Origin of the sequence: Streptomyces capoamus (assembly GCF_014654935.1) — a bacterium.
Lineage (GTDB): Bacteria > Actinomycetota > Actinomycetes > Streptomycetales > Streptomycetaceae > Streptomyces > Streptomyces capoamus.
Genome location: NZ_BNBF01000008.1, coordinates 21,835 through 27,898 on the forward strand (window position 1 = coordinate 21,835; position 6,064 = coordinate 27,898).

General features: G+C 70.3%; 5 protein-coding genes, 1 tRNA gene and 1 pseudogene. 6 read left to right on the top strand and 1 reads right to left on the bottom strand.

Annotation, left to right across the window (positions count from 1 at the left end):
* The 6 genes and pseudogenes from IE312_RS14660 to IE312_RS14690 all read left to right on the top strand — a co-directional run.
* A pseudogene (locus tag IE312_RS14660) lies at positions 1-257 on the top strand (poly-gamma-glutamate synthase PgsB); the annotation flags it as partial.
* Positions 254-736, top strand: a complete 483-nt coding sequence (locus IE312_RS14665; RefSeq protein WP_189981874.1) for a poly-gamma-glutamate biosynthesis protein PgsC/CapC — start codon at positions 254-256, stop codon at positions 734-736. The pseudogene IE312_RS14660 and the gene IE312_RS14665, both read left to right, overlap by 4 nt.
* Before the next feature lie 42 nt (positions 737-778).
* The gene (locus IE312_RS14670) at positions 779-1,864 is read left to right on the top strand and encodes an NlpC/P60 family protein (RefSeq protein WP_189981876.1); all 1,086 of its coding nucleotides are present in this window, start codon (positions 779-781) and stop codon (positions 1,862-1,864) included.
* 57 nt (positions 1,865-1,921) lie between these two features.
* Positions 1,922-4,000: an ArnT family glycosyltransferase gene (locus tag IE312_RS40060; RefSeq protein ID WP_229899754.1), complete on the top strand. Its 2,079-nt coding sequence runs from the start codon at positions 1,922-1,924 to the stop codon at positions 3,998-4,000.
* 211 nt (positions 4,001-4,211) lie between these two features.
* Complete coding sequence (locus IE312_RS14685; protein WP_189981879.1) at positions 4,212-4,478, top strand: ribbon-helix-helix domain-containing protein; 267 nt, start codon at positions 4,212-4,214, stop codon at positions 4,476-4,478.
* The gene (locus IE312_RS14690) at positions 4,475-4,918 is read left to right on the top strand and encodes a PIN domain-containing protein (protein WP_189981882.1); all 444 of its coding nucleotides are present in this window, start codon (positions 4,475-4,477) and stop codon (positions 4,916-4,918) included. The genes IE312_RS14685 and IE312_RS14690 overlap by 4 nt, the downstream gene beginning before the upstream one ends.
* A gap of 711 nt (positions 4,919-5,629) precedes the next feature.
* On the opposite strand, the gene IE312_RS14695 is transcribed toward IE312_RS14690, so the two are convergent.
* Positions 5,630-5,703, bottom strand: a tRNA-Gly gene (locus tag IE312_RS14695).
* Between the last annotated feature and the right edge of the window lie 361 nt (positions 5,704-6,064).

Here is a 6,064-nt window from a genome sequence, read left to right on the forward strand (position 1 = left end):
CCGACGGCGACGGCCTGGACCAGGAGACCATGCAGTTCGCCATACCCCGGCCGTGGGTCTCGGTGGCCCGGCCGCCCGAGCCGGAGCCGTACAGCTGGGTGGCACCGCTGGATTCACCGACGCAAGCCATCCGCATCCCGGATCAGCGCGACCTCGCCCGCCGGGCCGCCGCCCGTCAGGGCCGGTCCGACGACCGGAGCACCGCGGACGAGCAGCACCACTCCTACGACCCGTCCCAGTTCACGAGGAACCCGTGATCCCCGCCAATCTCAACGCACAGACCGCCGCGCTCGGGATCGCCCTCGGGCTGATCTTCTCGCTCGTCTGCTATCTGACCACCAACCTCTCCCCCGGGGGGATGATCACCCCCGGCTGGATCGCCCTCACGCTCGTCACCGACGTGCGGATGGCCGGGCTGATGGTCGCCGTGGCGACGGGAACGTACTTCCTGACGAAGCTGGTGCAGCGCACGGTGATTCTCTACGGCAAGCGGCTGTTCGCCGCCGTCGTGCTGTGCGCGGTGCTGATGCAGACCACCGTGATGCTCGCCCTCAGCCACGAGTTCCCGCTGCTGTACACGTCACAAACGCTTGGCTTCATCGTCCCCGGCCTGGTCTCCTACCAGATGGCCCGCCAGCCGCTGGCGGCCACGGTCATCTCGACCACGGCGGTGACCCTGGCCACGTACGTGGTGCTGGTCGCCGGTCTGTTGATCGGGGCACTGCCCACCGGCTGACCTGTTCACCCCCTCACCTCACAGTTCCAAGGAGGATCGGCCATGCACCCCGCACATGACGGCGGACGTAGCCGCCCGACTCGACGCGCCGTGTTCCGGACGATCGCGGGCGTGGCGGCCGCCGGGGTGGCGGGCGGGTACGCCTGGGACCGCCTCGGGCACGGAAGCGACGACGGTGGCGGTACGGCCGCCGACGGCACGGGCTCCGGCACGGGCGCCCGGTCCACCGGGCCCCACACCTTCGAGCGGCTGTCCGCCCCCGATCGCACCGTGGTCCGGGCCGGCGACGGCGGCACGCTCGCCACGTTCACCGACGGCGCCCGTACGGCCGTACTCACCGGGCCCAGCCGCACCTTCAGCGAGCCGCGGACCACCGAGGCCAAGGTGATCACGGACGCCTGGGTGCGGGTGCTGCCGCACGCGTGGCAGCCGGGCATGGAAAAGTCCGCCTGGTTCAAGGGCTGGTTCAAGAAGGCCCTCGGCGACAGCAGCCCGGACGTCTTCGCCGTGGCGTTCCAGTACAGCAGCGCCGGGGCGCCCGACAAGCACGACGCCAAGGGCGTGCGCTACGCGGGCACCGCGCACTTCGGCCCGCGCAACTCCGCGGTCAAGAACCCGCTGGACTTCGCCTACTACGACGAGCAGTCCGACTTCTACGACTATCTGGGCATCGACTGGACGTTCCCCGACGGCACACACGTGCAGCCGGAGCAGGCCCGCTACGGCGACGTCGACTGCTCCGGCTTCCAGCGCCTGGTGTGGGGCTACCGCATGGGCATCCCCCTGCACAACACCAACACCAAGGGCCCCGGTCTGCCGCGCCGCGCCTACGCCATCGCCGCCTACGGTCCCGGCCGCACGGTGATCCCCCACACGGGCAGGAAGCAGGCCACCGATCTGGACGCCCTGCAACCCGGCGATCTGGTCTTCTTCGCCATCATCAAGGAGCGGCCGGACTTCATCGACCACGTCGGCATGTACATGGGCCTCGACGACCAGGGCCGGCACCGCTTCTACTCCAGCCGCTCCGCCGCCAACGGCCCGACCCTGGGCGACCTGTCGGGCCACGCGCTGCTGGACGGCACCGACTTCTACGCCCGCGGCTTCCGGGCGGCCCGCCGCCTGTGACCGCGCCGCGTGTGACTGCGTCGCTCCACCTGACCTGCTGATCCGAGGACCACTGCCATGACCGCCATCCCCGCCGCCCAGCCCACCGGAGCGCAGCAAGGCCGCCGGGCGGCGAACCGCCGCTCCGGCCGGCCGGAGGACGCCCCGCGCTGGGAGCGCCCGGCGCTCGCCGCGGTACTGGCCGTCGCCACGGTGCTGTACTCCTGGGGCATCGGGCAGGCCGCGCTCCACCCTTTCTACAGTGCGGCGATACGCTCGATGGCCGGCAGCTGGCGTGCGTTCTTCTTCGGCGGGCTCGACGCCGCCGGCTCGATCAGCATCGACAAGCTGCCCGGCGCCTTCTGGCCCGACGCCGTCTCCGTCTGGCTCTTCGGCCCGCACACCTGGGCGGCCGCGCTTCCGCAGGTCGTCGAGGGCGTGCTCACCGTATGGCTGCTGCACCGGATCGTACGGGCCTGGGCCGGTCCGTTCGCGGCGCTGATCGCCGCACTGGCGCTCACCCTCACCCCGGTCACCGTGGCGCTCAACCGTGCCACCATCCCGGACACCGCGCTCACCCTGCTCCTGATGGCGGCCGCCGGAGCGCTGCAGAAGGCGGTGCGCACCGAGCGGCTGCTGCCGCTGATCACCTGCGGGATCTGGGTCGGGCTCGCCTTCCAGGCGAAGATGCTGCAGGCGTGGCTGGTGCTGCCGGTCTTCGCCGCCGTGTACCTACTCGTCGCGCCCGGCAGGCCGTTGCACCGGGCTGCGCGCGTCCTGGTGGGCGGGGCGGTCGCGCTGGCGGTCTCCTGCTCCTGGATGTTCATCGCCTGGGCGACACCGGCCGCCGACCGCCCGTACCTCGACGGAACGTCCGACAACAACCCGTTCGCCCTGGTCTTCGGTTACAACGGCCTCAGCCGCTTCAGCAGCGATCCCACCGCGTTCGGCGCCGTCGCGGGCACCGCCGCCAGCCGCACCACCGGCAACACCGGCTGGGACATGCTGATCAACGACACGGTCGGCCCGCAGGTCGCCTGGCTGCTGCCGCTCGCCGTGCTCGCCGCGGTCCTGGGCGTCGCCCGGCGCGCCGGCCGGCCGCGAACCGACCTGCCGCGCGCGGGATTCCTGCTGTGGGGCGGCTGGCTGGCCGTGCACGCGCTGGTGTTCAGCGTCTCCAACGGCAACCACGCCTACTACACGGCCGTCATCGCCCCGGCGCTCGCCGCGCTGGCCGGCGGCGGCCTCGCGCTCTTCCGCTCGGAGTACGAGGCGACGTACGAGCCGGAGCGGGAGGCGGAGCACAAGCCGGAGCCGGCGACGGAGCGCGAGAGGGAGCGGGAGGCGGAGCACGAGACGGATCCGGAGAAGACGTACGCGCTGAGGCTGCCGACGACGTACCCGCCGGAGCCGGACACGACGTACACGCCGGAGCGGGAGGCGGAGCACGAGGCGGCCGGCCGGCGACACCTTGCGCTCCCGGCGGTGATCGCGCTGACGGCGGCGTGGGCGCTGGTGCTCGACTGGCCGACCCGATTCGTCTCCTGGCTGCTGCCGGTCGCCGTGATGCTCGCGCTGTGCGGCGTGGTGGGCCTGTGCAGCCGCGGGCCGCGCACCTCCCCGCGGAAGATCCACGCCGCCCTCGCCGCCGGGATCGCGGCCACCCTGGTCGTACCGGCCGGCTGGGCCGTCTCCAGCCTCGACCCGCTCTACGCGGGCGCCGCCACCTCGCCGATGGCCGGTCCGGTCGGCAAGTCGTACCACGATCACCCCCGTCACGCTCCGCGCAGGAGAGGACTCGGCCGGCCCAGCGCCCGTGACACCGCCCTGCTCGGCTACCTCACCGCGCACCGCCACGGCGAGAAGTACCTGCTTGCCACCCAAGCCGCCTACACCGCCGAGCCCCTGCTGCGCGCGAAGTCCGAGCCCATCCTCGTCATGGGCGGCTTCACCGGCAGCACCCCCTTCCCGAGCGCCCAGCAGCTCGGCAGCCTCGTCACCGCCCACCAGCTGCGCTACGCGCTGCTCACCACCCAGCGCCCCACCACTGCCGCCACCACCTGGGTGAAGTCCCACTGCACCCGCGTCCGGCCCACGGCCTACGGCGTCCGCACCGACGGCAGCTTCACCCTCTACGACTGCGCCCGCCGGAAGTGAGGCGACGCCAGCCCCAGGCCCGCCGCACCGCCGCGTGAGTAGCTTCCATGCGGGTAGGCCGTCGACGGTGCCAATACACCTCGGCGACGACCATGGCCGGGCTTACGGAGGACTGAAGCCCATAAGCCCGGCCTATGAGGCGTGCTCGGCCGACCTCGGCAACGGGACATAGGCGGATACATCAATCCGGTACATGGACTACTCTTGGTACATGTCCATGAAGCGTACCAACGTCTACGCCGACCCCGAAGACCTGGCGATCATCAAGGACGCCGCCAAGCGCCGAGGTATAAGCGAAGCCGAGATCATCCGCCAGGGCATCCACCTTGCGGCCATGGCGAACCGGGTCTGGGACGAGCCGCTGTTCTCGCGCACGTTTGAAGGGCCGGGGCGCACGCTGTCCAAGTCGGAGGTCCGCGACACGGTCGCCGAGGCCGCCCGGCGGGAGACCGGCTCGGGCTCCGGATCCGCCGCGTGATCATTGTCATCGCCGATACGTCCGGTCTTCTGGCGGCCCTGGATTCGGCTCATCCGGAACACCGAGCGGCGAACGAGGCCATCATGGCGGCGGGCCTGCTGGTCATGTCTCCGCTCCTGCTGGCCGAACTGGATCACGTGGCGACGCGTGAGCTCGGCAGGGAGGCTGCCGTCAGCGCGGTCGACGACCTGCGGCGATGGATGAGCCGGGGTCGTGTCGTCCTGCCGGAGATCACGGCGGACCACCTGGGCGCCGCCCAGTCCGTCCGTGTCCGCTACCGCGCGCTGGACCTCGACCTCGCCGACGCGGTGAACGTGGCGCTTGCCGCCGATTACGACACGGACGCGATTCTCACCCTCGACCGACGAGACTTCCGGGCCGTACGCCCGTTGGGCCATTACAAGGCGTTCAGGGTGCTTCCCGACGACCTCCCGCTCTGACGCGGGAGCCTCGGCCGTCAAGTGCCCCGCCGGGACGTGGCCACCGCCAAGGGGACGGGGCTGCCGGGAGATCACCGGGTGCTGTCGATACGGCACTCCCGCAGACGTGACCTACGCAAGTCATGCGTGCACGGCAGACTTTGCCGTCCGTCTCAGAGCTGATCTCCTCGCTGGTCTCGACGACTTGGCCCGTGCAGAACGTGCGAAACACCCTGAGGACGGTCCCGATGGACCGCGCACCCCAATGAGGAGACCACCGGCAGCCAATGGTGCGGTCGTGGTGCGCATTCCGCCTCGGTCTAGACAACAAAGAACCCCCAGGCCGCTGACCTAGGGGTTTCTCATGGAGCGGGTGACGAGAATCGAACTCGCGCTCTCAGCTTGGGAAGCTGCGGAACGTTGGAACCAGCTAGGGCGCCGGACCGTGCCCCTGGACGAGGGTGGATCACCCTCGTCCAGGGGCACACCGAGGTCGAAGCAGAAGATCACCATGCTGCCGATGCCCCGGCTGTCGTCACTGTCGAGGTGTGGGACGATCCGCAAGCTGCTGGGGCCGGCATCGAACGACAGATATGCCTGACGCCCTGAGCCGTACAGTCGTTGGGCGAACTCGGAGAAGGGGACTGTGGCTTTGCTGCACGCATCTGGCACGCGGCCAGTGAGGGCAGCGCACAGCAAAAAGGTCCAAGTCGCTGACCTGGACCTTAGCTATGGAGCGGGTGACGAGAATCGAACTCGCGCTCTCAGCTTGGGAAGCTGATGTTCTACCATTAAACTACACCCGCGTGATACGGACGCGGTCCCAAGGGGCCGGTGTCCGGACGGTGCTCACTCTACATCATCGTCGGGCCGTAGTGGTCGGATGTCGGAGGTGTGGACAGGGCCCGGGCGTGGTATCCGACTGCGGGCGGCCCGAGTTGGGGCGTAGCGTGGAGGCTCGCGCGAGGGCCGGAGTGCCGCGTGCGGAGTCGTCTCTTTGATCCCGTAATGTGCCTTCCGCGTCCGGGCAGCAACGCCGGACGCGGCTCTTGGGGAAGGGACTTGAGGGACTTGATGGAACGCACCGTCGTCCGATGCGCGGACGGGCACGTCTTCAGCACCGCTTCGTTCCCGATGCAGCAGGCGGGCCGGCTCGGCCCCGGCCGG

Bases quoted from the DNA above. Each gene is read 5' to 3' on its own strand.
- IE312_RS14670 (WP_189981876.1), top strand. From the start codon at position 779: ATGCACCCCGCACATGACGGCGGACGTAGCCGCCCGACTCGACGCGCC.
- IE312_RS40060 (WP_229899754.1), top strand. From the start codon at position 1,922: ATGACCGCCATCCCCGCCGCCCAGCCCACCGGAGCGCAGCAAGGCCGC.
- IE312_RS14685 (WP_189981879.1), top strand. From the start codon at position 4,212: ATGTCCATGAAGCGTACCAACGTCTACGCCGACCCCGAAGACCTGGCG.